22 protein-coding genes and 1 pseudogene are annotated in these 25,715 nt (G+C 60.1%); 12 read left to right on the top strand and 11 right to left on the bottom strand.

Annotation, left to right across the window (positions count from 1 at the left end; translation table 11 throughout):
* Positions 1-61 precede the first annotated feature (61 nt).
* The 3 genes from J5286_RS15205 to J5286_RS15195 all read left to right on the top strand — a co-directional run bounded on the left by J5286_RS15205 (position 62) and on the right by J5286_RS15195 (position 3,901).
* The gene (locus J5286_RS15205) at positions 62-970 is read left to right on the top strand and encodes a LysR family transcriptional regulator (RefSeq protein WP_209191148.1); all 909 of its coding nucleotides are present in this window, start codon (positions 62-64) and stop codon (positions 968-970) included.
* Between the two features lie 156 nt (positions 971-1,126).
* Entirely contained in the window at positions 1,127-2,374 is a 1,248-nt protein-coding gene (locus tag J5286_RS15200) for a TCR/Tet family MFS transporter (protein ID WP_113236388.1), read from the top strand.
* 138 nt (positions 2,375-2,512) lie between these two features.
* Positions 2,513-3,901, top strand: coding sequence for an MATE family efflux transporter (locus J5286_RS15195; RefSeq protein WP_209191147.1), 1,389 nt, complete (start codon positions 2,513-2,515; stop codon positions 3,899-3,901).
* A 15-nt stretch (positions 3,902-3,916) separates the two neighbouring features.
* Here the strand turns inward: J5286_RS15195 and J5286_RS15190 are convergent, their stop codons facing one another.
* From J5286_RS15190 to carA, 3 genes are all read right to left on the bottom strand, one after another.
* Positions 3,917-4,474 (bottom strand): GFA family protein, encoded by a 558-nt coding sequence (locus J5286_RS15190; protein WP_209191146.1) that lies wholly within the window; start codon positions 4,472-4,474, stop codon positions 3,917-3,919.
* On the bottom strand, positions 4,375-5,430 hold the full coding sequence (locus J5286_RS15185) for an acyltransferase family protein (protein WP_209191145.1): 1,056 nt from the start codon (positions 5,428-5,430) through the stop codon (positions 4,375-4,377). Before J5286_RS15185 ends, J5286_RS15190 begins: the two co-directional genes overlap by 100 nt.
* Positions 5,431-5,583: 153 nt before the next feature.
* On the bottom strand, positions 5,584-6,789 hold the full coding sequence (gene carA, locus J5286_RS15180; RefSeq protein ID WP_209191144.1) for a glutamine-hydrolyzing carbamoyl-phosphate synthase small subunit: 1,206 nt from the start codon (positions 6,787-6,789) through the stop codon (positions 5,584-5,586).
* 273 nt (positions 6,790-7,062) lie between these two features.
* On the opposite strand from carA, the gene J5286_RS15175 reads away from it, so the two are divergent.
* On the top strand, positions 7,063-7,515 hold the full coding sequence (locus J5286_RS15175; RefSeq protein ID WP_209191143.1) for a GatB/YqeY domain-containing protein: 453 nt from the start codon (positions 7,063-7,065) through the stop codon (positions 7,513-7,515).
* Between the two features lie 4 nt (positions 7,516-7,519).
* On the opposite strand, the gene J5286_RS15170 is transcribed toward J5286_RS15175, so the two are convergent.
* Positions 7,520-8,398, bottom strand: a complete 879-nt coding sequence (locus J5286_RS15170) for a hypothetical protein (RefSeq protein WP_209191142.1) — start codon at positions 8,396-8,398, stop codon at positions 7,520-7,522.
* A 652-nt stretch (positions 8,399-9,050) separates the two neighbouring features.
* Here J5286_RS15170 and dnaG point away from each other — a divergent pair.
* Together dnaG and J5286_RS15160 are read left to right on the top strand one after the other, a co-directional pair.
* The gene (gene dnaG, locus J5286_RS15165) at positions 9,051-11,054 is read left to right on the top strand and encodes a DNA primase (protein ID WP_209191141.1); all 2,004 of its coding nucleotides are present in this window, start codon (positions 9,051-9,053) and stop codon (positions 11,052-11,054) included.
* Positions 11,054-11,524: pseudogene (locus tag J5286_RS15160) on the top strand (DEAD/DEAH box helicase); the annotation flags it as partial. The gene dnaG and the pseudogene J5286_RS15160, both read left to right, overlap by 1 nt.
* Before the next feature lie 439 nt (positions 11,525-11,963).
* Here the strand turns inward: J5286_RS15160 and J5286_RS31730 are convergent.
* Positions 11,964-12,236 (bottom strand): helix-turn-helix transcriptional regulator, encoded by a 273-nt coding sequence (locus J5286_RS31730; protein ID WP_449090021.1) that lies wholly within the window; start codon positions 12,234-12,236, stop codon positions 11,964-11,966.
* A gap of 257 nt (positions 12,237-12,493) precedes the next feature.
* Between J5286_RS31730 and J5286_RS15150 the strand changes: the two genes are divergently transcribed.
* Both J5286_RS15150 and J5286_RS15145 read left to right on the top strand, forming a co-directional pair.
* Entirely contained in the window at positions 12,494-13,318 is an 825-nt protein-coding gene (locus tag J5286_RS15150) for a M41 family metallopeptidase (RefSeq protein ID WP_209191138.1), read from the top strand.
* A 136-nt stretch (positions 13,319-13,454) separates the two neighbouring features.
* Positions 13,455-15,341 carry an AAA family ATPase gene (locus J5286_RS15145; RefSeq protein WP_209191137.1) on the top strand — a complete coding sequence of 629 codons (1,887 nt, stop codon included), beginning with the start codon at positions 13,455-13,457 and terminating at the stop codon, positions 15,339-15,341.
* A 302-nt stretch (positions 15,342-15,643) separates the two neighbouring features.
* Here J5286_RS15145 and J5286_RS15140 read toward each other — a convergent pair whose 3' ends face one another.
* The 6 genes from J5286_RS15140 to J5286_RS15115 form a co-directional block, all read right to left on the bottom strand.
* The gene (locus J5286_RS15140; protein ID WP_209191136.1) at positions 15,644-16,366 is read right to left on the bottom strand and encodes an SDR family oxidoreductase; all 723 of its coding nucleotides are present in this window, start codon (positions 16,364-16,366) and stop codon (positions 15,644-15,646) included.
* Positions 16,367-16,377: 11 nt separating this feature from the next.
* On the bottom strand, positions 16,378-17,439 hold the full coding sequence (locus J5286_RS15135) for an ABC transporter ATP-binding protein (RefSeq protein ID WP_209191135.1): 1,062 nt from the start codon (positions 17,437-17,439) through the stop codon (positions 16,378-16,380).
* 62 nt (positions 17,440-17,501) lie between these two features.
* Complete coding sequence (locus J5286_RS15130; RefSeq protein ID WP_209191134.1) at positions 17,502-17,708, bottom strand: DUF2160 family membrane protein; 207 nt, start codon at positions 17,706-17,708, stop codon at positions 17,502-17,504.
* 4 nt (positions 17,709-17,712) lie between these two features.
* The gene (locus tag J5286_RS15125) at positions 17,713-18,549 is read right to left on the bottom strand and encodes a carbohydrate ABC transporter permease (protein WP_209191133.1); all 837 of its coding nucleotides are present in this window, start codon (positions 18,547-18,549) and stop codon (positions 17,713-17,715) included.
* 4 nt (positions 18,550-18,553) lie between these two features.
* Positions 18,554-19,429, bottom strand: a complete 876-nt coding sequence (locus J5286_RS15120) for a carbohydrate ABC transporter permease (protein ID WP_209191132.1) — start codon at positions 19,427-19,429, stop codon at positions 18,554-18,556.
* A gap of 93 nt (positions 19,430-19,522) precedes the next feature.
* Positions 19,523-20,956 (bottom strand): extracellular solute-binding protein, encoded by a 1,434-nt coding sequence (locus tag J5286_RS15115; protein ID WP_209191131.1) that lies wholly within the window; start codon positions 20,954-20,956, stop codon positions 19,523-19,525.
* Between the two features lie 308 nt (positions 20,957-21,264).
* On the opposite strand from J5286_RS15115, the gene J5286_RS15110 reads away from it, so the two are divergent.
* The 4 genes from J5286_RS15110 (at position 21,265) to J5286_RS15095 (ending at position 25,712) form a co-directional block, all read left to right on the top strand.
* Positions 21,265-22,149, top strand: coding sequence for a sugar phosphate isomerase/epimerase family protein (locus J5286_RS15110; protein WP_209191130.1), 885 nt, complete (start codon positions 21,265-21,267; stop codon positions 22,147-22,149).
* A 67-nt stretch (positions 22,150-22,216) separates the two neighbouring features.
* Positions 22,217-23,431 carry an ROK family transcriptional regulator gene (locus tag J5286_RS15105; protein ID WP_209191129.1) on the top strand — a complete coding sequence of 405 codons (1,215 nt, stop codon included), beginning with the start codon at positions 22,217-22,219 and terminating at the stop codon, positions 23,429-23,431.
* A 26-nt stretch (positions 23,432-23,457) separates the two neighbouring features.
* Positions 23,458-24,435: a tagatose kinase gene (locus J5286_RS15100; RefSeq protein WP_209191128.1), complete on the top strand. Its 978-nt coding sequence runs from the start codon at positions 23,458-23,460 to the stop codon at positions 24,433-24,435.
* Entirely contained in the window at positions 24,435-25,712 is a 1,278-nt protein-coding gene (locus J5286_RS15095; RefSeq protein ID WP_209191127.1) for a D-tagatose-bisphosphate aldolase, class II, non-catalytic subunit, read from the top strand. Before J5286_RS15100 ends, J5286_RS15095 begins: the two co-directional genes overlap by 1 nt.
* The last annotated feature ends 3 nt before the right edge of the window (positions 25,713-25,715 follow it).

Genomic DNA, 25,715 nt, shown 5'->3' with positions numbered 1-25,715 from the left:
CTCGTGTATCCTTGTGCGATAGTTCGGCTCAATTTGAGCCGATCGTGCGGGAAAATGCACAATGGATGATCTTCCACTCAGCGACCTCGATGCCTTCACGGCAATCGCCAGAGAGCGCAGCTTTCGCGCGGCGGCGCGCAAGCGGGGCGTTTCTGCGTCGTCGCTCAGCGATTCGCTGCGACGGCTGGAGGAGCGGCTCGGGGTGCGGCTTCTCAACCGGACGACGCGCAGCGTGACGCCGACGGAGGCCGGGCAGCGGCTTCTCGAACGGCTGGCGCCGGCGTTGGGGGAGGTCGCGTCGGCGCTCGGGCAACTCGACAGCTTCCGTGAGGGACCATCCGGAACGCTCAGGCTCAACGTGCCGACCATCGCAGCGCGCTCCTTCCTGTCCGATATCATCAACCGTTTTCTGAAGGCCTATCCGAAGGTGCGGATCGAGGTGATCGGCGAGGACAGTTTCATCGACGTGCTCGGCGCCGGCTATGATGCGGGCATTCGATATGACGAGCGGCTGGAGCGCGACATGATCGCCGTGCCGATCGGTCCGCGCCGGCAGCGCTATGTGACGGCCGCGTCGCCCGATTATCTGAAGCGTCGCGGTATGCCGAAGCATCCGCGCGACCTGATCGACCACGATTGCATCATCCACCGGTTCTTGAGCGGCACGAGCGCGACGCCGTGGGAGTTCGACCGGGATGGCGAGACGCTGATGATCACGCCGACGGGGCAGGTGTCTGCCAATGCGCTGGAGATCGAGGTAGGCGCTGCGGTTGCCGGCCTCGGCATCATGCGCACCTTCGAGGAGGTGGTCATGCCCGAGGTTGAGGCCGGGCGGCTGCAGCTCATTCTGGAGGAGTGGGTAACGGAATTCTCCGGGCCTTTCCTCTATTACGCAAGCCGCCGCCATATGCCGGCGGCGCTGCGCGCCTTCGTCGACTTCATAAAGGCGGAACCGCAAAAACAGAGTTAGGTGCGCGCTTTGTTCCGGTTCGCCATCAACGGAAGTCGTGAGCCTATCAAAACAATTGAAATGTTCACGTATTGTTTCGCTGTTTTGCCTGCGGTATGTAGAACGGGCGGCGATGAGATCGTCTTTTCAGAAAACAAACAGCTGTAGAGACCTCGCATGCTTGATCCCAAGTTCGTCCGCCGCGGCCTTTTCCTCGTCTTCATGATCCTGTTTCTCGACGTGATCGGGATCGCGATCATCATGCCGGTGCTACCAGTCTATCTCGAGCAGCTGACCGGCGGTTCCGTCAGCGATGCGGCGCTCGATGGTGGCTGGCTGCTCGTTGTCTATGCCGGCATGCAGTTCCTGTTCGCGCCGTTGCTCGGCAATCTGAGCGATCGCTTCGGGAGAAGGCCGGTGCTGCTGCTTTCGGTTCTGACCTTCGCCATCGACAATCTGATCTGCGCGGTGGCGACTAGTTTCTGGATGCTGTTCATCGGCCGCATGCTGGCTGGCTTGAGCGGCGGCAGCTTCGCGACCTGCTCGGCTTATATCGCCGACATCAGCAACGAAGAGAACCGCGCCAAGAATTTCGGCCTCATCGGCATCGCCTTCGGCGTCGGCTTTACCGTCGGCCCCGTCATCGGTGGCTTTCTCGGCGAGTTCGGGCCGCGCGTGCCGTTTTATGGCGCGGCTGCGGTGTCGTTCCTCAATTTCGTCGCGGCCTGCTTCCTGCTGCCCGAGACGCTCGATGCGAAAAACCGGCGCCGTTTCGAATGGAAGCGCGCCAATCCGCTCGGCGCGTTGAAGCAGATGCGAAACTATCCCGGTATCGGCTGGATCGCCGCCGTCATGTTCCTGTTCTGGCTGGCGCATGCGGTCTATCCTGCTGTCTGGTCGTTCGTCACCAGCTACCGCTACAATTGGAGCGAGGGCGAGATCGGGCTTTCGCTCGGCATTTACGGGATCGGTGCCGCCGTCGTCATGGCGCTGGTGCTGCCGAGGATCGTGCCCGTTCTCGGTGAATGGAAGACAGCGGTGGTCGGGCTCTGTTTCTCTGTGGTGGGCCTCACGGGTTATGCATTCGCCTGGGAGGGATGGGTGGTCTATGCGGTCATCGTGCTGACCGTGATGGAAAACATCGCCGATCCGCCGCTGCGAAGCATCGCGGCCGGCAAGGTTCCGCCCTCGGCGCAAGGCGAGCTGCAGGGGGCGCTGACGAGCCTTTCCAGCATCACGACGATCATCGGTCCGCTGATCTTCACGCAGATGTTCGGCTATTTCACCAAGCCGGATGCGCCGGTCACCTTCGCGGGCGCGCCGTTCCTGATGGCGGCGTTCTTCATCCTGATCGCCACGTTGGTGTTTCTTCTCAGGGTGCGTGTCTCCAAGACAGGCAAGGCGCTCGGTCAGGCGGCCGAGTGATCGATCAGAATTGATGATGTGATGATGAATATTTCATCATCTGCATATTTTCGGTGTCCCTTCCTCGGCATTTCCGTTAGAGCCTTGGTCATATTGTCGCGCCTTGCGACTATTTGCACCAACTCACAGGACACCGTCATGGACACGCCGATCGACGCGCGAAAGCTGGCGCCGACAACCGATAACCGCTGGAGCGCGCATATCCGCGCGACGCTGGCGCTCGGCGTGCCGCTGATCGGTGCGCAGCTGGCCCAGCTCGGTATCAACACCACCGACGTGATGATCGTCGGGAGGCTCGGCGCCGAGCATCTGGCGGCGATGGTGCTGGCCGGCCAGTTCCTGTTCACAATCCTGGTTTTCGGCTCCGGTTTCTCGATCGCCGTCATTCCGATGGTGGCGCAGGCCTATGGCCGTGGCGACGTTGTCAGCGTGCGACGGTCGCTGCGCATGGGCCTGTGGGTGGTTCTCGCCTTCTGGGTGCTGATGCTGCCGGCCTTCTTCAATTCCGAGCACATCTTGCTTGCCGCCGGGCAGAAGCCCGAGGTGGCGGCGCTGGCGCATAGCTATATCGTCATCGGCCAGTTCGCCGTGCTGCCGGGGCTGCTCTACAACGTGCTGCGCGCGCTGGTCAGCGCCATCGGCAAGGCGGCCGTCATCCTCAATGTCACGATCGCCATGCTGGTGCTGAACGCCGTCTTCGCCTATGCGCTGGTGCTCGGCCATTTCGGCCTGCCGGCCATGGGGCTGCGCGGTGCGGCGATCGTCTCGGTGCTGGTGCAGACGGCTGGCTTCTTCTTCATTCTGGCTTACGTTCAGAGCCGGCCAGAGACACGGCGCTACGAGATCCTGGTTCGCTTCTGGCGACCGGATTGGAAAGCCTTCTTCGAGGTCGTGCGCCTTGGGTTGCCGATCAGCGTCACCATCCTTGCCGAAGTCAGCCTGTTCACGATGGCGTCGCTTTTGATGGGCCGGATCGGCACCATCGAGCTTGCCGCGCATGGCATCGCGCTGCAGTGGGCATCGATCGCCTTCATGATCCCGCTCGGCCTGTCGCAGGCGGCGACCGTCCGGGTCGGCGTCGCGCACGGGCAGGGGGATCGCGTGGCTCTGGTGCGCGCGGCCGTGTCCGTGTCGGTACTCGCCTGCGTGATCTCGGCGGTCGGCGGGTTGCTGTTTGCGATCATGCCCGGTTTCTTCGCGGGCTGGTTTCTCGACACGCATTCGGCCGAGGCGCCGCAGGTGCTTGAATATGCCGGACCGCTGATCGTGATTGCCGGGCTGTTCCAGTTGGTCGATGGCTTGCAGGCCATCGCCAATGGCCTGCTGCGCGGGCTGAAGGATGCGCGCGTGCCGATGATCCTGGCGTTGATCGCCTATTGGCCGATCGGCTTCTTCCTGGCCTGGGCGCTGGCGTTTCCGCTCGGGCTCGGCGGCATCGGCATCTGGCTCGGCTTCCTGATCGGATTGTTCACGGCCGCGCTGATGCTCTGCGCGCGGTTCTATATCCTGATGCGGCGCGAGGTGTGACGTCCGGGTCCGGCGTCAATCCTTGTCGGGCAAGCCTCGGGGATGCTGCGGCAGGTTGTCGGCAATGACATCCCAGCCGAGCTTTTCCGACACCCAGACATGGTTTTGCGGTGGATAGGCCTCGGGGTTGTCGAGGCTCACGGTCATGACGTCGACGGTCTGTGGATCGGTCGTGGTGGCATAGATCAGCGGCGAGCCGCAGGTGCCGCAGAATGTTCGCACGACATGTTCGGAGGAGGCGAAGCTCTGAGGGGAATCGCCTTCGAAGACCAAACTGCCCGCGGGAAACACCACGAAAGGAAGCGTCGGCGCGGAGGCGATCTTGCGGCATGTCCGGCAATGGCAGAGGCTGCTGCGTAGCGGGGCACCCGCAATGCGGTAGCGGATCCTTCCGCAGAGGCATCCACCCCGGTGTATTTGCGCGGACGTTGCATCGGCATCCTCCGATCCGGTCGCCTCCCAAGCCGTAGTCTCTATGCGCCGACCTGCTTTTCCACCAGTTCCACCGTTTCGATCGTGCGTCGGCGGCGCCAGAGCGATACCAGCGCCCGGCGGGCCGGCGTCTCGATGCATTCGTAACTGATCCAGGCAATCAGCAACGCGGCGCAAAGCGCGACCGGGACGACCGCGTAGGGCGGGAACATGTCCGACAGCGCATTGGCCATCAGGAACATCACCGGGACGTGGAAGAGATAGAGCGAAAAGCTGACCTTTCCGAGAAAGCGCGTCGGCGGGGCGGCAAACAGCGCCGCCGATATCGGATGCTCGCGTGCGACCAGCAGCACCACGAGTGCGGCGGCAAAGGCCGACTCCAGCCCCCATGCACTTTCAGGCGCCGGAAATAGCTGCCTGGAGACGAGCACGAAGAAGGGCAAGGCCAATGCGAGCAGACCGATCAGCTTGCCTACCGGGCGGCGGATCTGCTGTCCGGCCAGCATCGAATGCAGTCTGCCGGCGGCTGCGCCGAAAAGAAAGAATGCCAGCTTCGACAGCAGCAAGATGCCGGGACCGGGGAAGCCGAGCAGGGCGTCTATGGCGAGGAAGCCGGCGATCAGCAGGCCGAGGGTCTGGTAACGCTTTCGATCGGTGAAGAACAGCCAGATCAACGGGAAGAGGAGGTAGAACTGGATTTCCGGAGGGACAGACCAGAGCACGCCGCTGGAGCCGAACAGGAGCACGTGTCGGACGATCTCTTTCGGCCCATGGATCGGATTGATGAAGTCGAAAGCCGGAATGCTGGAAAGTGCGATGATGGCGACAACGGCGACCAGATAGACAGGATAGATGCGGGAAAAACGGCTGACGAGGAAGTCCGCGACCGCTGTGCGGTTAATTGGCCGGTCGCCATAGAGATAGGCCATTAGGAAGCCACTGAGCGCGAAAAAGATCGCCACCGAGCGGTCACCGATACCCGTGACTTCCAGGCCTTCGAACGCGGGAAAGATCAGGTGCAGATGCGCGAAAACGACGGCGGCGGCAGCGATGCCGCGCAGACCGTCAAGGCTGGCAATGTGCTGCTTGTCCTGCATCAAACGCCTCCGCCAACGACGATTGTCGTCCTTGGCGCTGATCTTGGGTGGCGGGCGTTAAATTGCCATTAACTTTTTGGGCGAGATGCCGCTATCGGCATCACTCGTGCCGGTCGTGGCGCAGGCGTTGTCGACCGCGCCACGGATCTGCGCTTAGCGTTCGGCCAGTGCCGCTTCGCCCTTCTTCTCGCGCACCATGTTGATGAAGCGGCGGAAGAGGTAGTGGCTGTCCTGCGGGCCGGGGGAGGCTTCCGGGTGGTGCTGGACGGAGAAGATCTGCTTGCCTGAAACACGCAGGCCGCAGTTCGTGCCGTCGAACAGCGAAACGTGAGTCTCCTCAACACCTTCGGGCAGCGACTTCGTGTCGACCGCGAAGCCATGGTTCATCGAGACGATCTCGACCTTGCCCGTCGTGTGGTCCTTGACCGGATGGTTGGCGCCGTGGTGCCCCTGGTGCATCTTCTCGGTCTTGGCGCCGAGTGCCAGGCCCAGCATCTGGTGGCCGAGGCAGATGCCGAAGAGCGGGATATCCGTCTTAATCAGCGACTGGATGACCGGAACGGCGTATTCGCCGGTTGCTGCCGGGTCGCCCGGGCCGTTCGACAGGAAGATGCCGTCTGGCTGCATGGCGAGCACTTCCTCGGCGCTCGTCGTTGCCGGCATGACGGTGACCTTGCAGTCGAGGCCGGCAAACAGGCGCAGGATGTTGCGCTTGACGCCGTAGTCGAGGCAGACGACGTGGTACTTGGCGTCCTCGGCCTTCAGTTCACCGTAGCCTTCGTTCCAGATCCACGGGGTCTGCGACCACTGCGAGGACTGGCCGGAGGAGGCGATCTTGGCGAGGTCGAGGCCTTCGAGGCCGCTCCAGGCCTTGGCTTCGGCCTTCAGCGTGTCGACGTCGAAGACGCCGTTCGGGTCGTGGGCGATGACGGCGTTCGGCGCGCCGTTCTCGCGGATCCAGGCAGTCAGCGCGCGGGTGTCGACGCCGCAGAGGCCAATGACGCCGCGGGCCTTCAGCCAGGCATCGAGATGCTTGGCGGCGCGGTAGTTGGAGGGCTCGGTCATGTCGGCCTTGAAGATGACGCCGACCGCGCCGTGGCGTGCTGCCGGCGTCAGGTCTTCGATGTCTTCTTCGTTCGTGCCGATGTTGCCGATATGCGGGAAGGTGAAGGTGACGATCTGGCCGAGGTAGGAGGGATCGGTCATGATCTCTTCGTAACCAGTTAGCGCGGTGTTGAAGACCACTTCGGCCTGGACCTTGCCGGTCGCGCCGATGCCCTTGCCTTCGATCACTGTGCCATCCGCCAGAACGAGCAGGGCGGTCGGCTTTTCGGTTGTCCAGGGTGCTGTCGCGGTCATCTTCATCCCGTTTCCGGCCGCCAGACGTCCTTGGGCAACGTTGGCCGGCCATTTTGGTTCGCAAGCGTGTACGCGCGGCAAGGCGCGCGCTCTCAGGCCTGATCACGAATTTTGGTGCAGGTGGCGGTAAATAGCCACGCTATTTCCTGAGGTCAATCTTTGTACCGCAGATTCTAAGGGTTTTCTGCCGCTTTATGTCGCGCGTTTCGCAATTTATTTGATCCCACGCATTCGTCTGGTTTATGAAGCGGCATTCAAACAGGAGTGTTTATGATGTTGCGCGATCAACTCGCCGCCGCCCTCAAGGATGCGATGAAATCCAAGAATGCCGAGCGTCTTTCGACCGTTCGCCTGATCCAGGCCGCGATCAAGGACCGCGATATCGCCAATCGCGGCGCCGGCAAAGAAGAGGCCAGCGACGACGAAATCCTGCAGATCCTGGCCAAAATGGTCAAGCAGCGCGACGAATCGGCGAAGATCTACGACGAGAACAATCGTCCGGAACTCGCCGCCAAGGAGCGCGCCGAAATCAAGGTGGTGCAGGACTTCATGCCGAAGCAGCTCTCCGATTCGGATGTGCGCGCCAACATCGCGGCGATCATCGCTGAGACAGGTGCCGCCGGTCCGAAGGACATGGGCAAGGTGATGGCAGTGCTGAAAGAACGCTATGCCGGCCAGATGGATTTCTCCAAGGCGTCGGGCGCCGTCAAGGAACTCTTGAACTGATCGATCAAGCCAGGCGCGCGGTCTTCGGGACCGCGGGCCCGAGCACGCTTGCGGCGGCCGCGTCGATGACGGCGAATTTCGCGGCCTGGTAGCCCCAATATTCCCGCACGAACTTCTTCGACATCCAGGTCTCGCCCTTGAACGAGGCTTCGGACCAGCCGATGCTGCCCATCTCGGCTGCCTGCGACAGCAGTCGCTTCAGGTGCGTGTTGGAGATCATGAACTGGTCGCGGATCTCCTTCAGCGACAACCTGCCGATCGCGACGCGCTCCATCGACTTGTCGAAAGAGGTTATGCGCGTCATCAGCAGATCCATGACGAGACCGCCGGAATTCGCCCAGTTGAAAAGATTATAGGTCGCGCCGGGATCGCGCACCGCGTCGCTGTCGATGATGCCCTTGGCGATCCGCGGCTGCATGCGGGCAAAGACCATCGGATCCTTCATCGCCGCCTCAAGACGATGGCCGCCATCGAGGTTGTCGAGGATCATCAGGTGGGCGGCGAGCCATTTGTGGAAATGCTCGAGCGCCGTTTCGGTTGGCTCCAGCAGGCGCGTGCGCTTGTCGGATGGGATTTCGACAGGGCGCAGGAAGCGATAGGCGAGCATTTCCTGCATGAAGGCGGCGGCCGTATTGCGGCTGGCGATCTTCTTTTCGATGGCGAATGAAATGAAACGTCCGGAATAGAGGCCACCCTTGGGATCATCGGGGTAGCCGAAATAAAGCGCGAATCCGAGTTGCGCCATCAACCAGCGTTGCTGGGCGGCGAATATCGACGCGATGCGCGGGCTTTCGCGGTAGATCGCGAGCATTTCGCGCGCGAATTCCAGAACCAACGCGAAAAATGCGTCACTCTCTAAAAATTCTTCAACCTTATGTGGCATGCTTGGCAACCATCCGAAGTTGCCGCCTTCATTGGACTTGCGACCAACGACTGTCAATCAATTGCTGGTGGAATCTGCCTGTGATTGGCAGTCTAGATGCAAAATATGAAACGTCAGGTAGAAATTAAAGAAGGCAGGAACTGGGGGCGTTCCTGCCTTCTTGCTCTTTGCTCCGGCTGACGACGCAGGACCTGGGTCCTCATCAGCGGGTATTTGCAAAGGCACCCTTGCAAGGCGGCGCCGGGGGTAGGGATGGTGCCTTGCGAGGGGATCGCTTTGTTGAGACTGACGTTATTGCGATGCGGCATCGGATTCAAATTACAAAAAAATAATAATTGGCGGGAATCGCCGCCTTAAAGCGAACATCAGTTATGGTATCCGGCTCGCAATCGGATTCGAGTCTCGGCCGTAAGGTGTTGTTTTATTTGTGTATCGCGACAGTGCCGCCATCGCGGTTGTTCTCGTTTGTCCTGAAGACAGGCTTTCGCCGTTTGGCGTGTGCCTTCGACAGTCACGCTTTGTTGAAAGTTTCAGGTGGCCACGTTGTCGGGTGCCGGTCATCGAAGCAACCTGTGTATAGCGTGGCTATCGGCCAAAGTTCGTGGCATGCGCCCGGGAACTTGCTTATATGGAGGATAGCCAAGAGGTAGAAATGCGCTTTTCAAACTCCTTTCTCGACGAGATACGCGACCGCGTCCTGATTTCGGACGTGATCGGCCGCCGTGTGAGCTGGGACAAGCGCAAGACCAACGTCTCGCGCGCCGATTACTGGGCATGCTGCCCGTTCCACGGCGAGAAGTCGCCGAGCTTCCACTGCGAGGACCGCAAGGGCCGCTATCATTGCTTCGGCTGTGGCGTGACCGGTGACCATTTCCGCTTCCTCACCGAGCTCGAGGGCTTGAGCTTTCCCGAGGCGGTGCAGACGATCGCCGATATGGCTGGCGTCGCGATGCCCGTCGCCGATCCCGCCATGGAAAAGCGCGAGAAGGAGCGGACCACGCTTCTCGACGTGATGGAGATGGCGACGCAGTTCTTCCAGGACCAGCTGCAGACGGCGAACGGCGCACGCGCACGCGCCTATCTGCGCGATCGTGGGCTGACGGGGCGGACGATCGAAACCTTCCGTCTCGGCTTCGCGCCCGATAGCCGCAATGCGCTGAAGGAGCATCTGGCGGGCAAGGGGGCATCCAAGGAGCAGATCGAGGCTTGCGGGCTGGTCGTGCACGGGCCAGAGATTCCGGTGTCCTACGATCGCTTCCGTGATCGCATCATGTTTCCGATCCTGTCTTCGCGCGAGAAAGTAATTGCCTTCGGTGGCCGCGCCATGTCGCCGGACGCGCCGGCCAAGTATCTCAATTCCAACGAGACGGAGCTCTTCCACAAGGGCAACGTGCTCTACAATTTCGCCCGCGCGCGGCGCTCGACACAGGGCGCCAATGGCGAAGGCACGATCATTGCCGTCGAAGGCTACATGGACGTGATCGCGCTCTATCAGGCGGGCGTCGAGAACGCCGTCGCCCCGCTTGGCACGGCGCTCACCGAAAACCAGCTGGAGCTGCTCTGGAAGATGACGCCGCAGCCGGTGCTCTGCTTCGACGGCGACGGCGCCGGTATCCGCGCCGCCAATCGCGCGGCCGATCTGGCGCTGCCGCATATCAAGCCTGGCCGCACCGTACGTTTCGCGCTGCTGCCTGATGGCAAGGACCCCGACGATCTCGTGCGCAACGAGGGGCGGGCGCCGTTCGACAAGGTGATGAGCCAGGCCAAGCCGCTGGCCGAGATGATCTGGGGCCGCGAATTAAAGACAGGCTCGTTCGAGACGCCGGAGGCGAAGGCCGAGCTCGAGGCGCGACTGAGGCAGCTGGTGGCCGTCATTGCCGACGAGGATGTGCGCCGGCACTACCAGCAGGACATGCGCGACCGGCTGAACGGCTTTTTCCGGCCGCAGTTCCAGAACCGCGACGGCGGCGAGCGGCGCAATTTTGATCGCGGCGGCTTCGAGCGTGGAGGTGGGCAGGGTCGCGGACGCGGCAACGATGGCCCGCGCGGTGCGCGTGTTTCCGGCGGCGGTATTTCGGATCGGCTGGCCCGCTCCGGGCTGGTGCGCGGCCATCAGGAGACGCCGGCGCTGCGCGAGAGCGTATTGGCGCTGACCGTCGTCAACCACCCGGCGCTGATGCAGGACGAATATGACGAGATCGCCTCGATCGATTACGACAGCCGCGAGCTGCAGCGGCTGTGGTCGGGCATGCTCGGGGCAGCTGCTGCCGTTGCCGGTCCGCATCTGACGCGTGATTATCTGATCGAGCGCCTGGAAGAGCAGGGTTTTGGCGGGCTGATCAAGACGCTGGAGCAGCAGATCCGCAATGCGCGGCTATGGATCGCCACCGAACAGGCGGCGATGGAGGATGCGCGCGAGGGCTATCGCCAGGCGCTCGCCTTCCACAAGCGCTCCAAGGCGCTGCGCTGGCAGAAGATCGAGCTGGAAAAAGAGATCGCCGAGGCCACCGAAAGCGGCAACGAAGAGGTGATCGACCAGCTGATGCGGGCGCTGCAGGAGGTTCATTTCGAGGGCCTGCGGCTTGAGAACCAGGAAGCGATCATCGATGGCTTCGGCGTGCTCTCCGGTCGCGTCAAAGGGGCTGCGAGCCATTGATGGACGCGGCGGATACACGGTTTTCAGCGGGTGACGCGCTGTTTGGCGCCGAGCGCACGCCGCTTGGCATTCTCAACCACGTCTACGGCTACCCGGCTTTTCGCGGCAAGCAGCAGGCGGTCGTCGAGCATGTGGTCGATGGCGGCGATGCGCTGGTGTTGTTTCCGACAGGCGCCGGCAAGTCGCTCTGCTTCCAGATCCCCGCACTCTGCCGCGATGGTGTCGGCATCGTCGTCTCGCCGCTGATCGCGCTGATGCGCGACCAGGTGGAGGCGATGAAGCAGCTCGGTATTCGGGCGGCCGCGCTCAACTCGTCGCTGACGCGCGAGGAATATGTCGAGGTTCGCCGGGCGATCTCGTCGGGAAATCTCGACCTGCTCTACGTGACACCAGAACGCATCCTGATGGAGGGGTTCCGCGATATCATCGGCAATGCCAGGATAGCGCTCTTTGCAATTGACGAGGCGCACTGATTTGACGGATCGACCGATTTTACCTCAAAAACGAGAGGTATCGGGTGCTGACGCTGAGTGGCATAACCCTTCTGTAAATATCCTCGGGGGTCTGGGGGCAGAAAGCCCCCGGATCAAAAGATCGTCCGGTTCTTTCGTTCGAGCTTGCGATACAGCGGAGATTTTGCAGTTAAGAAGCTTGGCCACAAGAATACCATCGCCGCAAGATTTTTCGGACAATGAAAATCTATTAAATTCAATGCTTTGCGAATTAAATCGGTTGCGTAAATTGCATTGATCTGCGATAATTCTTGCACGGTACAGGCAGGGATGCCGATGACCGTGGAGGGTTATCATTCAACGTGCGCATAGCGCGTACGAATTCCAATTAACGACAAAGCTGCTGCAGCCGACCGTGGAAGGTCCCAACTATTGCGATTGGGCTGTTTCGGTGCGTTCAGGTATCTGACGACTGCTGTTCTCTGAACCCGGCGCGAAGCCTAGTGTTGTCAACTAGGCCCCATCCTTGGCTGTTGATTGGCCGGACAAACTCGATCCCTTGCTTTTCGTAAAATGTCTGCAAGACAATGGAAGCGTTGGTACCGTCAAGCTCGCCTGACTCAAGCCGCTGTATGGTACGCCTAGAGAGGCCCGACGCTGTCGCAGCGTCAACCTGCTTCATACCTAGAAGTTCGCGAGCGGCTCTTAGGACGTTAGGCGGAGCGATCATCTGCCGGTGATTGCATGGGTTACGCGGCGTAGCAATCAAGGTCCCCTTGCAAACGCAGGAATCTTAAGGATTCAAAAAAGTTGTGACGCCTTAGGCGTCATATCTGGCGCTCTAGGATTCATCTGCTATAAAGCTTTTCATCCAAGACGATGAAGAGGGGCGTTTTTTGAAAGTCCGATTCGACACCGCGACGCATTTGCCAAGTGATCTCTCAGGGCGGATCGACGCCTTGAGAGCACAAACGTTCTGGAGGCCGCATGCAGGATGACAACCGCATCCAAGGACATCATCCGAGTGCCGATGTCACCGCGGCTCAAGGTGGCAGGCCTAACCGAAAGTGCCTGGGAACAGCTGATAGACTCACAAGCCGCGCCAAGGCATGCCCCTTGGGCGATTTGACGATGGATCCATCACAGGAGCGAAACGAGGATCTGGTCGAGGTGCAGAAGGGTGAGCCGCCGGATGTCGCGCCGAATGGAGAACATGGTCATGTGCAGGGTCTGGCGACCGGGATCCCCATTTACACGGATGCGGACTATTTCCGGATGGCGGTTCACGAGGTGGGACACGCGCTGATCGCACTTGCGGTGGGATATGCATCGAGTGCCACTATCAAGATCTCAAGGATATCTGATTCCGAAGCATGGTATCGCGGAGGGCTGACCGAATACGATGTGGTTGAGAACAACATTCCGACCGAGGCGAGCATGCTCAATTCGATAGCCGTTGGATACGGCGGAATGGCTGCGGAGGCCATCGTCTTCGAAGCTCGTTCGGTCGGCTCCGGAGGAGTGCTGGGCAGCGATCTCGAACTGGTGACTGGCGTCGCAAGGCGGATGATCGGGAGCTACGGCTTCGGCAGGACACCGGGCTATCTCGGCGCCATTGATGTCCTTGGCCAATTGCCACTACCAGAGCGGTTTGAGAAGGAAGCGATGAAGATCCTCGACGGCCAATACAATCGAGTCCTGGGCATTCTTGCCGGCGAGAGCAGCCGGATCGTTTCGCTTGCGTCGGATGTCGTTACGCATCGGTACCTCAAGCTCGGCCTAGCTCAAGCCCCACCGCAGGAAATGGCCTAATTTTTTGCGGTCGCAAAAGCGGGTGTTCCCGTGAACGACCGCATTCGAATCCTTCCCTGAGTTCAACTTTTCAGTCGCAGTCGCGGCGCTGCTTCGTACGGCCGCGCTCGGCACCTATCCTGGTTGGGATGAGTAGATGAACATTTCTCGAAATCGTCAGGGTTTCGCCCTGCCGGAGTACATCGCGTATGCGAACATCGCGCGCGTCCTTCGTGCCTACGAGCGCGCGGAGCGTTATGCGGTGGCTATCGTCATTCCGAGGTGGGAGGACAAAGGCGTCTATCTTCGAGCAGCGGCGGCACACTTGAATCCTACGAACGACTTCCGGGTCCCCGATCGCGCTTACGCGGGCGATGAGAAGCGGGACACTTACGACACCATCTTGGACGATTTCGCCAACAAGAGAACCATCGTGCTTTTCGCGGACGTGCGCGACGTTCCCGACGAGATAGCCATTGCCTTCGACTCAGTCCTGAGGCTTGAGGTGCCCTCTGACCGATTGGTGCGAGGCGTGGTCAAGTGGGTGCATAAAGTTGACATAACGCTCGAAGAGGCAGGAACTCTTGGACGAAGTAATTGGCGCTGGCTCAAACTAGCCGTGGTCAGGGGGCGTCCAATATCACGTGTCCTGAAGAAGCTTCGCGACCTCGAAGAAGCTCAGCCCCGTGCATCGCAGCGAAATCCGATAATCGACGCTGCCCTGAAGCTTGAATCCATGGAGGGCTACGGTGAGGCGAAGCTCTGGGGGCTTGATCTGGCACGCGATATCGCCGAGTGGCAGTCTGCTAGGCTTGCATGGGACGATGTTGACAAGGGTGTTTTGCTTTCCGGCCCACCGGGCGTCGGGAAAACGATATTCTCTCAAGCGCTTGCTGCGACATGCGGCATGGACTTGGTCATAGCCTCCTATGCGACGTGGCAAGCGAAGGGCCACCTCGGCGATTTCCTCAAGGCGATGCGTGCAAGCTTTGCGGAGGCAAAGATGCGGGCGCCGGCGATTCTGTTTATTGACGAACTTGATGCATTTGGCGATCGAGACACTCTCGATAGCGACAACTCGTCCTACGACATTAAAGCGATAAACGGACTGCTGGAGCAGCTCGACGGCCTAGAGGCGAGAGAGGGCGTCGTCGTTGTCGGTGCCTGCAACTATCCGGATCGCATCGATCCCGCCATTTTGAGGCCGGGCCGCCTCGATCGTCATATCCGGATACCTCTTCCTGATCCGGACGCCAGGGCCGCAATCTTCCGGATGCATCTGAGGCAGGAGCTGAGCACCAATGATCACCGCGCGCTCGCCGAGGCCACCGATGGTCTGGCAGGTGCCGCTATCCAGCAGATCGTACGGGATGCTCGCAGAAGCGCGAGACGGCGCAGAACCTCTCTGACCGTCGACGATGTTTTTCGGTATGTGCCGCCCGTCGTCGTTTTGCCAAAGGATGTCGTTCGGTTGAACGCGATCCACGAGATCGGCCATGCCGTAGTTGGCGCCGTCCTCGGGATGGAACTGTCGAAAGTATCCGTAGTCTCGTCGTTGCGGCTCGGCCAGTCGAAGCAGCATGTCGGACAGGCTGTATTCGCTCGCCGTGTGTGGGAGCGCCGGACGAAACAGCACTATCTCGACATTATCGCTATGACCATGGCGGGCATGGCTGCCGAGCAGTTGCTCCTGGGATGTTGGGACGACGGTTCCACTGGAGGTGCTGGATCCGACCTACACGAAGCGACGAAGCTGGCCATTGCGCTCGAGAGGTCTTGCGGAATGGGAAAGAATCTCGCCTCGTACGGTCCGGTCAACGATGGTGGTGCCGACGATCTCAGGAACGCCGATGCCACATTGATGGCGGAGGTAGATTCCACCCTTCGGGCGCAGCTGGAACGCTCGACTGGAATTATTGAACGTAACCGGAGCATTTGCTTGAAGCTGGTTTCCGAACTCACCGAGCGCGGAGAGTTGATGGGAAGGGAGGTCTCGGACGCGCTTAACGAGCCCGGCTGCAGCGACGCCTTCCACACGGCCTAACGCACTTGATTTCATGGGGATGTGTCGCTACACATTTGGCCACGAAATCACGATCACCGGGTCGGCTTATGTCGGACGGCCGTGAAAGCGCCCAGGACTCCGGGACAGCGGTGAAATACCCGTCCTCCCGGAGTTTCACGCTTTGCCTCAACGAACGGCAATCCGTCCATGATCGACGCCTGGGATGTCCCAAAGCCTTGTAGCGCCAAAACGCTAATTTGCGGTCTCGGCATCGCCGCGCGATCGGAGCCGGCCGCCCGGCAAAGATCGGTCGGCGGCCTAATCGACCTCCATCCAAGATCTCAGGCGATCATGTATCCACCATCGACCGGCATGGAGATGCCGTTCACCATCGCGGCTTCGTCGGAGAGCAGGAACAAAATGACCTCTGCGATGTCGACCGGATCTGCAAACCTGCCGACAGGAATCCGCCCCAGCATTCCGGCAGCCTTCTGGGGATCGCTCCAGGCCTTAATTGCCATTGGCGTCAATGTCACGGTCGGATGCAGGCCGTTCGTGCGGATCCCATGCGGTGCCAGCTCCTTGGCCATCACCCGGGTGAGGCCGTCCAAGCCGCTCTTAGAAGCGCAGTAGGCGGCATGATCTGGTATGCCGACGAATGCCGCAACTGACGAGACATTGACGATCGCTCCCTTTCGGCCGGACTCTATTGTCGAGCGGGCGTATTCCTGGGCGACGATCATCGGCGCGCGCGTGTTCACGGCGTATAGATGGTCGAAAGCCTCGATCGTGGTCTCCAGAAACGGCTGGAGTTCGGTCGTCCCCGCGCAGTTGACGAGGAAATCCGCGGGAAGCGCAGATCTCGCGGCTTCGCGCGTCGCTTCTGCGTCAGAGAGATCAACCTGTCTGGCTGTGCAGCCCAACTCGTTGAGTTCTTCGACGTTCGCGGCGCTCCGGGTGAGGGCCGCCACAGATGCGCCTTTCGAAATCAACAGCTCGACGGTCGCCCGGCCGATACCCTTGCCCGCACCCGTGACGATGACAGTCTTGCCTACAAAATCCATGCTTATACCTTTCAAAGCCGCTTTCCCGTTTCCCGGTCGAAGATGTGGGCCTTTCTCGGATCAATGCGGAATGGCATAGTCTTCCCCGGCACTGCATCGATGCGTTCGCGGATGAGGGCATCGATAGGCGCTCCGCCCGCGCGACCGAAGATCAGCGTTTCGGATCCGGTCGGCTCGAACACCGAAACTTCGACGGGGACACCACCATCACCGATGGTGATATGCTCTGGTCGGATGCCGTAGGTGACAGCGCGGCCGTCCTCGACGTTAATGTTGTCCACCGGCAGCGCCACACCGCCTTCCGTAACGACGACTTTCTGGCCGTCCTTCGTCGCGACCTTCCCCTGCAGGAAGTTCATCGAGGGGCTGCCGATGAACCCGGCGACAAAAATGTTCGCCGGGAAGTCGTAGAGATCCAGCGGCCTGCCGACCTGTTCGACGCGACCGTCGCGCATGACCACGATCTTGTTGGCCATCGTCATCGCTTCGATCTGATCGTGCGTGACGTAGACGGTCGTGGTCTTGAGCCGTTGGTGCAGTTCCTTGATCTCGACGCGCATGGTGACGCGCAGCTTCGCATCTAGGTTCGAGAGGGGCTCGTCGAAGAGAAAGACCTGCGGATCGCGGACAATGGCTCGGCCCATGGCCACGCGCTGCCGCTGGCCGCCCGAAAGCTGCTTCGGGAAACGGTCGAGGTAGCGGGTAAGGTCGAGGATCTCGGCTGCGCGCCGGACCTTCTCGTCGATTTCCGCCTTGGGCCGCTTCGCCATCTTGAGCGGGAAGCCCATGTTTTCGGCGACGGTCTTGTGGGGATAGAGCGCGTAGCTTTGAAACACCATCGCGATATCTCGCTCCTTGGGAGGAGCATTGGTGACGACGCGACCGCCGATCCGGATGTCGCCGCTGCTGACCGTTTCCAATCCGGCAATCATGCGAAGGAGTGTCGATTTCCCGCAGCCAGAGGGGCCGACCAGGACAACGAACTCGCCATCCTCAATGTCGACGCTCACGCCGTGCATGACCTGAAGAGCACCATACTTCTTGGTGATGTCGCTAACCTGTACGTTTGCCAATGTCGTTCCTCCCCTAAATCAGAACGGCTTGCGTTGTGTTGTGTTTGACGGACTGCATTGGATCACCCCTTCCGGACGATGTAAGCGCCGAGGGCGACGGAGATCGCGACCGCGATCCATATCGACAGCCCCATCGGCTCAAGGAAGCGCAGCCAGAGGAGCGAGATCGCAACCCAGATGACCACCGAGATGAACAGGCGGTCGAACCAATTGGTTTCGATCGGGAGGAATCCGGGTTGCTTTTCGTTCTTTTGAGTGTCCGTAGCCATGTCACTATCCTTTCACTGCGCCGAAGGTCAGACCGGCGACGATGTGACGCTGAACGACCGAGAAGACGATGAGGGCCGGGATCAGCGTCAGCATCGAGATTGCCGCCATGATTCCCCATGCCGTCCCTGTCGTCGTGACGTATTCGGAAAGGCCTGTCGTCAGAGTGCGTGCGTTGAAGTTGGTGAGCGTTGCGGCCAGCAGATACTCGTTCCAGGCGAATACCCAAGTAAGGATCAAGGTTACCGCGAGGCCGGGACGCGCGAGTGGGAAGACGATATCGGAGAGAACCGTCCAGGGGCTTGCACCGTCGACATATGCTGCTTCATCCAGTTCCTTGGGTATCCCCTCGATGGTCGGGCGCAGCGTCCAGATCGCAAATGGAAGGTTGAAGGAGCAGTAGACCAGGATCATTCCGGTCCGGCTGTCGAGCAGTGAGAAGTCGCCGATCTTGTAGACCTGCGTGAGAAGCAGGAAAAGCGGCAAGAGGAAGACGGCGGGCGGCGCCATTCTGTTGGTGATCGTCCAGAAGAAAATGCTTTCCTTTCCGGCCATTTCAAAACGAGATAGCGCATAGCAGGCAAGAAAGCCCAACGTGGTCACCAGGAGAGCGTTGCCAGAGGAGATTATCAGCGAGTTGTACATGTAGCGCCGGAGCGTCTCGTTGGTCAGCACGTCTTGGTAGTTCTTCCAGAAGAAGCTCCGGAGGATCACGTCAGGGGTCGAGAACAGGTCGAATGGCTGCTTCACAGATATGACGAACAGCCAGTAGATCGGAAACAGCGTGGCGAGGCTGAGCAATGTCCAGAGGAGAAGGGAAAGCCATGGCTTGTGTCTATTCATCGGGTCAGTTCCTCTTCACGCGTGGTGCGATTAGGCCGACATAAAGCAGCCAGCAGACGACGATGGTCAGGTAGAGGACGATGACGGAGATCGCCGAGCCGTAGCCGTAATTCGTTTTGGGGAAGACCTCCTTGAATATATGCACGCCGATGTAGCGGGTGGATGATCCTGGGCCGCCGCCTGTCAGCATGAGGACTTCATCGACGGTTCGCAGCGCGTCCATCAGTCTGATGAAAACTGTCGCGATGAGTGCGGGGCGGATCAGCGGAAGGGTGATGTGCCAAAAGATCTGGCTCTTGCCAGCGCCGTCGATCTGAGCTTGTTCGAAGGGATCCGGCGGCAGCGAAACAAGCGCTGCGATCAGCGACAGGGTCACAAGAGGCGTCCAGTGCCAGACGTCCATGATGATCGTCACGGTGAAGGCCGCGACGGCGCTCTGGCCGATGTTGAGGTCGTAGCCGAACCAGGCTCTAAGCAGGTGCGGGATGATGCCGATCGACGGCGTCGTCATAAGCTTCCAGACGGAGCCGACGATAATAGGTGCCATAATCAGGGGCAGCGTATGGATTGTCCGGAAGAATGCCTTGCCGGGGAAATCCTTCATGAGCGCCTGTGCCAGCACGTAACCGAGAACGAGTTCTGAAACCACTGCAAAGAAGACGAAGGCGATTGTCACGCCGAGCGATGCCAGGAAGCCCGGATCGAAGACAAGGGTGCGGTAGTTTGCGGCCCAGTTGAACACTGCTGCAGGATTTGCGGCAAACGGGTTCCATTGATGGAAGGAGACCCAGACGACGTAGATGAAAGGGAAGATGCCGAAGAGCCCAAGGATTATGATCGTTGGGGACAGCAGCAGCCATCCGAGCTTCTGTGAATGCATGACCTCATCCTCTGGCAGCCGTGAGGCAGCCGTGCGAGCCGGAAAGGGGCGGGTCGCCAAGCGAAGACGACCCGCCAAGTTGGGGAGGATGCTTTATTTGCGATAGCCGAGAGACGTCAGTTCTTCTTCGGCCTTGGCGGCCATCTGGTCGAGTCCTTCGTCAGGGGCGATCTTGCCAGTCAGGATGTCATAGAAGATCGGTGCAGTCGCTTCACGCACCTGGGCGTGGAACGGGTACGGAGGCGCGCCCGCAAAGAGCTTGCCCTGCTCCTTCAGCATTGTGTAGAAACCGCCGAGCTTGACGTCCATCTCCTTCACCTTCGGATCGTCGAAGGTGGCGGTGTTGGTGATGCGCGGAGCGGCGATCGCCCAGTCTGGCTGAACATCGTTCTGGCCGATGTATTGAAGGAAGAGCAGCGCTGCTTCCTTGTTCTTCGAGGTGATCGGAAGGCCGAAGGCGCCGCCGTCGTAATAGCCGATATAGCCCTTTCCGGATTTGGCGTCGTCGAGCACGCCGGGCTCGAGCGGAGGCAGGGCGAAGCCGACCTTGTCCACGACTTTGGACTGCGCCGGATCGCTTGCGATCCACGCGGCATTCTCGCCGTAGATCAGACCTTGGGCGACGCGGCCGGCAGCGAACGTCGTTGCGGTTTCCGTCCAGGTCGACTGGGTGGACTCAGGCGGAGCGATGTCACGCAGGTGGAGCCAGTATTTCAGGGCAGCCTTGGACTTGTCGCCATTCATGGAGCCGCCGTTCTTGACGGTCGCAGCATAATTGTTCTTGGCGTCGATGCCCCAGTTGTAGACACCGAACGTTGGCGCGATGGATTCGAAGAACTCGTACCAAGACGCCGGATGACCCGTGTGAGCCTGCGCCGTCGTGCCCCAGAGCTGTTCGCCGTTGTCCTTGCCCCACTTCGTGAAGAATTCCGCAATCTGCGTGTATTCCTCGTGTGTGGTCGCCGGCTTCAGATCCTTGCCCGTCTCCTTCTTGAATGCTTCCTGGACCTTCGGATCATCGAAGAGGTCCTTACGGTAAAGATAGGTCTTCAGGAATGCTTCCATCGGAATGCCGTAGAGATCGCCATTCGATCCCTTGAAATAATCCGCGAAGCTCGTGAAGTTCTTGTCGTCGTAGGTCGGCGCTTTGAGGTCCGGCTGGTCCTTGAGGGTCTTCGTCACGTCGACAAGGAAGTCGCGGGCCAGGTAGGAATAGATGATGTCCTGCTCAATGTAGACCATGTCATAGATGCCAGTCTTGGCTTCCATGTCCTTGATAGCCTTGTCGTACATCTGGTCCCACGAGGTGGTTTCGATTTCGACCTTGATCCCGGTCTTCTTCTCGAAGTCCGGAGCTAGAACATCTTTGATGTAGTTGGACGGAGGAGTGGATTCGGTCACTCCGTGAAGGGTCACACCCTTGAACTTGGCGCCTGCGTCCGACCAGAAATCAGCCCATGCGGGCGATGCGGCGGTCGCGAGACTTACCGTCAGCGCAAGTGCGCTGGCCTTCAATGCATACTTCATTTCAATCCTCCCAGATAGCAGCGAAGTCATTTCGCCGAACGAGTTTGTAAATGAAAAAAGACAAAGCTGCAACATTTGTTGCCTAAACATGCAAATATACCAACTATGTGTTTGATATTTCCGGAAACTTATTTGGTTGGCTATCCGTGCTGCCCAGGTTGGCGCTGATAATCCGCTCAAGATGCTGCAATGCAATGTATCTCTATCGCAATGCCAAAATTTGCGGCGGTTCAAATTATTTGTTGTGTTGCCATACTAAATGAAATAGCTGTTGGCCAACCGAAGGCATTTAGTGGAGGAAAACGGTTATGCGTCGATTGGGTATCCATTCATTTGTATGGACAGGCGGCCAAACTCAGGAGGGTCTTGAGATGGCCCTCAACAAGTCGGCGGAGCACGGATACAGGACCATCGAGTTTGCGTATCTGCGGCCGGAGAAGTTCAACCTGGACAGACTTGCGAAGCTCGCCCAGTCGCTCGACGTCGAGATAGGAGTAACGATGGGCCTCGGCTTCCAAAACGACATCTCGAGCGAAGATGAGGCTGCGGTCAAAGCAGGTAAGCGCACGCTCTCCGATGCCGTGCGTGCGGTCCGGGATATCGGCGGCAACAAGCTTGGCGGCATCCTTTACTCGGCGCACTCCAAATACGATCGCGCTCCCACCAAGACGGGTTGGGACAACAGCGTCGCCGCTATCGCCGACACGGCCGAGATCGCGAAGGGCGCAGGCGTGGATCTCGTGCTCGAGATCGTGAACCGCTTCGAGACAAACCTCTTGAACACGACGGCCCAGGGTCTGAAGTTCATTGAAGAAACTGGCTCCGATCATGTCCGCCTGCATCTCGACACGTTCCATATGAACATCGAGGAAGCCAACCCCGCAGCGGCGATCCGGCTAGCAGGCGACAAAATCGGCTACTTCCATATCGGCGAAAGCAACCGCGGCTATCTCGGCGACGGGACGATCAACTTCGACCTGATCTTCGATGCGCTTCTGGACATCGACTACAAGCGGGATGTCGTCTTTGAAAGCTTCTCCACTGCCGTCGTCGACGAGGGTCTGTCGCTTGCCTGCGCAATCTGGCGCGACACGTGGACGGACAACGATCCGCTCGCAGCGCACGCGAAGAAGTACATCGAGCTGAAATACGAAGAGGCAAAGCGTCGCCGTGTCACGAACGCGCGGCCCTAATTATCCTTCTGGCGGCGTGCTCCAATTGTGTAAGGATTGGAGCACGTTGATTTGAAGGGAAATGACCATGAACGACACCGCTTCGACCGGAAGTTCACCTCGCAGAATTCGGCAGAACAACATCGTCGCCGCGCTGCAGACGATCTATGCTCATCACTCGCTGAGCCGCGCGGATCTCGCGCGGAAGCTCGGGATGAATCGCTCCTCCTCGGGCGAGATCGTGGCCGAGCTGACGGAAAGCGGTTTCGTCAAAGAATCGGAAGGAACCGCCAAGCCGCGCGGCGATCACACGCGGCTCGGTCGTCCGGGGATCATGCTGGAGATGGTATCCGACGCTGCGTATTTTGTCGGTATTGAGATCGGCGTCGAGCATATATCGGCCACGGTGATCGATCTTGCGGCCGAGGTTCGCGTCTGTCGCAAGATGGCTTTTGACACGCCTTCCTCAACTGTCGAGCAGGCTGTTGCGCAGGGTGTCGAGCTGATCCTGGGAGCGATGTCTAAGGCCATGATCCGTGGATGCAAGGGTCTTGGGATTTCGGCACCGGCTCACATAGGTCTCGACGGGACGGTTCGCTTGGCGCCGATCATCGGATGGCGTGAGGTTCCCTTGAAGGAGATCGGCCGGGCTGCTTTTCCGGCAGCGGTGCCGATTCTGATCGAGAACGATGCCAATGCCTTCGCCATCGGCGATAGCTACCGGCACGGTTCTACCGGAGTGACTCTATTCCTGACGATGGAGACGGGCGTCGGCGGCGGCATTATGATCGATGGCAAGCTTTTCCGCGGAGGCCACGGCCTTGCGGGAGAGATCGGGCACACTTTGGTGCCAGGAAGCGGCGGACAGAAATTCGAGCAGCTTATCGGTCGCGAGGTGCTCATCAGGCAGTACAGGCAGGCTACCGGTAGGAAAGCGGCGGACATCCAGGACTTCCTCGCTGATGTTCGCGACCGCGTCCCGGATGCCGTGAATATCGCTGAGACCTGGTCGAAGCACCTTGCATACGCACTGCTTCAGGCCTGCCGGCTGATTGATCCTGATCGGATCGTTCTCGGTGGTTCGGTCGCATCGCTCTATCCGATGGTCGCGGCTCGTGTCGCCGTTCACATGTCGGAAGGGCAGAACATTCCATTCCCGAATCCCGAGATCGTCGTCGATGTCGATGCGGAGTTCGGATCTGCATTCGGTGCGGCCTGCATGCTGCACCAACGCTTTCTCTCTCTCGAGAACGAGGAGTTCGGAAGCGACGACGGCACACTGCCTCATCTGGCAGCGACATAGGGAACACACTCGAAAGTAGGAATGTGATGGCTTCAGTACTTGCTCCGGACCAGCTCGGTCCGACCGTCTGCGTAGGCGAGATTCTTGTCGAGATCGTCGCCACCACGATCGGAGATGGATTTACCGAGGCCCAGCCGCTAGTGGGACCATACCCAAGCGGCGCACCCGCAATCTTCATTTCGCAGTGCGGACGCCTCGGCGGATCTTCCGCCATGGTCGGCGCAGTCGGCAACGATGACTTCGGCCGACTGAATACGGACCGTCTGAAAAGCGATGGCGTGGAGATCTCGACGATCTCCGTCGACAGCGAATTCCCGACGGGCAGCGCCTTCGTTCGGTACCGTAAGGATGGCTCGCGCGACTTCGTCTACAACATCGCGACGTCGGCGGCCGCACGCTTTGGATGGTCTGACAACGTCAAGGCGCTGATGGACCGCGCCGGACATCTGCACGTGATGGGATCGGCTCTTTCCGTGCCGAGCGCGCGCGAGGTCATCGACCGCGCCGTCGACATCGTCAAGGCGAGGGGAGGCACGATTTCGGTCGACCCGAACATCCGCAAGGAGTTGAAGCTGGACCCGGCGACCGAACAACGCTTCGCAAAGCTTGTAGAGGCTGCGGATCTTCTGTTGCCGTCCGGCGAAGAGCTTGAGAGAGCCGCAGGCGTGGAAGGCGAGGACAATGCCATCGGGCGGCTGTTCGAGCTTGGCGTCAAGGAAATTGTCCTGAAGCGCGGAGCCGACGGGGCAACCTTCTTCGGCGCAAACGGGGAGCGAGTGGACGCGCCCGCCTTCGTCGTCGAAGAGGTCGATCCGACCGGAGCAGGTGACTGTTTCGGAGGTGCATACCTCACCTGCCGCCGTCTTGGCATGTCTCCCGCCGAAGCGCTGACCTACGCATCTGCTGCCGGCGCCCGCAATGTGACCATTCGCGGTCCGATGGAGGGCGCTGGAACTCGGCAGGAATTGGACGCCTTCATTTCTTCGACGGAAAGGCGCTCGTGATGCAGGTCGATCTGAGGGAACTGGCGTCGCGTCGGAAGCGAGGACGTCCAATGGGCGTGACGTCTGCCTGCTCCGCCCACCCGATCGTGATTCGAGCTGCGATTCGCCACGGCAGGCAGCACGAAAGCACAGTGCTGATCGAGGCGACGTGCAACCAGGTCAACCATCTCGGCGGCTATACCGGGATGACACCGAGCGATTTCGCGGCACTCGTTCGCAAGATCGCAGCGGAAGAGGGCTGCCCGGAAAAGCTGATCATCCTTGGCGGTGACCATCTTGGGCCGAACCCTTGGCGAGATCTACCCGCGGAAGAGGCAATGGCGGAGGCCGAGAAAATGGTCGCCGCGTATGTCGACGCCGGATTCCGAAAGATTCACCTCGACGCCTCGATGGGCTGCAAGGGCGAGCCGATGGCGCTCGACGACGAGACGACCGCCAACCGCGCTGCGCGACTTGCGGCGGTTGCCGAAGCTCATGCCGAGAGGGCGGGCGGCGAGATGCCTGTGTATATCATCGGCACAGAGGTGCCGCCTCCAGGCGGGGCGGACCATGCTCTCGATACGATCGAGCCGACATCCGCTGCGGCGGCATTGAAGACCATCAGCATTCATCGCCAGGTCTTCACAGACAAGGGACTCGAGCAGGCGTTCGGCCGCGCGATCGGCCTCGTGGTTCAGCCGGGTGTCGAGTTTGGAAATCACAACGTGATTTTCTACGACCGAAGCAAGATCGACGCGCTGAAGTCCGTTCTCGATGACGAGCCGCAGTTCGTCTTCGAGGCACACTCTACGGACTATCAGGGCACGGGGCCGCTGTCCGCCTTGGTCCAGGACGGCTTCGCTATCCTGAAGGTTGGTCCCGAACTCACCTTCGTTCTTCGCGAGGCTCTCTATGCGCTCGACGCAATCGCCTCGGATCTTTTGCCGAACTACGGCAGCCGCCCGCTTTATGCGGCGATGGAATCGCTGATGCTTAGCCAGCCGGGGAACTGGGGAAAGCATTACCATGGCACCAACGACGAGAAGAGATGGCTTCGTCACTATTCTCTGTCGGACCGCATCCGCTACTATTGGGCGGCGCCGGAAGCTGCTGCAGCAGTCGACCGGCTCTGCGGCGCGCTTCGCGGCCAGTCCGTGCCGCTGCCTCTGTTCTGGCAGCACCTGCCAGCCGCATCCGGGTTCGCGTCGAAGCCGTTGGATCCGGAAGCGCTGCTGATCTGGAGAGTCACGCGCAGCATCGCCGACTACCACGCCGCATGCGGCGTTGGAAAAGCTTAATTA

The organism is Rhizobium sp. 16-488-2b, from assembly GCF_017741815.1.
Taxonomy (GTDB): Bacteria; Pseudomonadota; Alphaproteobacteria; order Rhizobiales; family Rhizobiaceae; genus Rhizobium.
This window is presented reverse-complemented; position numbering and strand designations above follow the sequence as displayed.

Bases quoted from the DNA above. Each gene is read 5' to 3' on its own strand.
- J5286_RS15205 (WP_209191148.1), top strand. From the start codon at position 62: ATGGATGATCTTCCACTCAGCGACCTCGATGCCTTCACGGCAATCGCC.
- J5286_RS15200 (WP_113236388.1), top strand. From the start codon at position 1,127: ATGCTTGATCCCAAGTTCGTCCGCCGCGGCCTTTTCCTCGTCTTCATG.
- J5286_RS15195 (WP_209191147.1), top strand. From the start codon at position 2,513: ATGGACACGCCGATCGACGCGCGAAAGCTGGCGCCGACAACCGATAAC.
- J5286_RS15190 (WP_209191146.1), bottom strand. From the start codon at position 4,474: ATGCATCGAGACGCCGGCCCGCCGGGCGCTGGTATCGCTCTGGCGCCG.
- J5286_RS15185 (WP_209191145.1), bottom strand. From the start codon at position 5,430: ATGCAGGACAAGCAGCACATTGCCAGCCTTGACGGTCTGCGCGGCATC.
- carA (WP_209191144.1), bottom strand. From the start codon at position 6,789: ATGACCGCGACAGCACCCTGGACAACCGAAAAGCCGACCGCCCTGCTC.
- J5286_RS15175 (WP_209191143.1), top strand. From the start codon at position 7,063: ATGTTGCGCGATCAACTCGCCGCCGCCCTCAAGGATGCGATGAAATCC.
- J5286_RS15170 (WP_209191142.1), bottom strand. From the start codon at position 8,398: ATGCCACATAAGGTTGAAGAATTTTTAGAGAGTGACGCATTTTTCGCG.
- dnaG (WP_209191141.1), top strand. From the start codon at position 9,051: ATGCGCTTTTCAAACTCCTTTCTCGACGAGATACGCGACCGCGTCCTG.
- J5286_RS31730 (WP_449090021.1), bottom strand. From the start codon at position 12,236: ATGATCGCTCCGCCTAACGTCCTAAGAGCCGCTCGCGAACTTCTAGGT.
- J5286_RS15150 (WP_209191138.1), top strand. From the start codon at position 12,494: ATGCAGGATGACAACCGCATCCAAGGACATCATCCGAGTGCCGATGTC.
- J5286_RS15145 (WP_209191137.1), top strand. From the start codon at position 13,455: ATGAACATTTCTCGAAATCGTCAGGGTTTCGCCCTGCCGGAGTACATC.
- J5286_RS15140 (WP_209191136.1), bottom strand. From the start codon at position 16,366: ATGGATTTTGTAGGCAAGACTGTCATCGTCACGGGTGCGGGCAAGGGT.
- J5286_RS15130 (WP_209191134.1), bottom strand. From the start codon at position 17,708: ATGGCTACGGACACTCAAAAGAACGAAAAGCAACCCGGATTCCTCCCG.
- J5286_RS15125 (WP_209191133.1), bottom strand. From the start codon at position 18,549: ATGAATAGACACAAGCCATGGCTTTCCCTTCTCCTCTGGACATTGCTC.
- J5286_RS15120 (WP_209191132.1), bottom strand. From the start codon at position 19,429: ATGCATTCACAGAAGCTCGGATGGCTGCTGCTGTCCCCAACGATCATA.
- J5286_RS15115 (WP_209191131.1), bottom strand. From the start codon at position 20,956: ATGAAGTATGCATTGAAGGCCAGCGCACTTGCGCTGACGGTAAGTCTC.
- J5286_RS15110 (WP_209191130.1), top strand. From the start codon at position 21,265: ATGCGTCGATTGGGTATCCATTCATTTGTATGGACAGGCGGCCAAACT.
- J5286_RS15105 (WP_209191129.1), top strand. From the start codon at position 22,217: ATGAACGACACCGCTTCGACCGGAAGTTCACCTCGCAGAATTCGGCAG.
- J5286_RS15100 (WP_209191128.1), top strand. From the start codon at position 23,458: ATGGCTTCAGTACTTGCTCCGGACCAGCTCGGTCCGACCGTCTGCGTA.
- J5286_RS15095 (WP_209191127.1), top strand. From the start codon at position 24,435: ATGCAGGTCGATCTGAGGGAACTGGCGTCGCGTCGGAAGCGAGGACGT.